This window comes from Micrococcus sp. GbtcB5 (assembly GCF_019091605.1).
GTDB classification, from domain to species: domain Bacteria; phylum Actinomycetota; class Actinomycetes; order Actinomycetales; family Micrococcaceae; genus Micrococcus; species Micrococcus luteus.
In genome coordinates this window covers 1-260 of sequence record NZ_JAGXJK010000244.1, presented here as the reverse complement: position 1 = coordinate 260, position 260 = coordinate 1, and the positions used below count along the sequence as shown (strand labels likewise).

Sequence of the window (260 nt, the reverse complement as noted above, 5' to 3'; positions counted from 1 at the left end):
GGCGACCCGGCCGTCACGCGCCCCACGTACTCCAAGGGGCAGCTCACCGCGGCCCTGCCGCCGTCCGAGCCCGGCCCGGACGTCACCCTGATCGGCGACTCCGTCTCGCTCTCGGCCGCGCCAAAGCACATGGAGCAGCTACCGGGGATGCTGCTGGAGGCGGAGGTGGGCTACCAGATCTGGGACGCCCCGGACGAGATCGAGAAGCTCAAGGCGGACGGCCAGCTGAGCGACGTCGTCGTGGTTGCCCTGGGCGCCAA

The 260-nt window shown here is 71.5% G+C and carries 1 pseudogene; it reads left to right on the top strand.

The window, feature by feature from the left end:
• Window positions 1–260, top strand: a pseudogene (locus KVS67_RS12215) (acyltransferase); the annotation flags it as partial.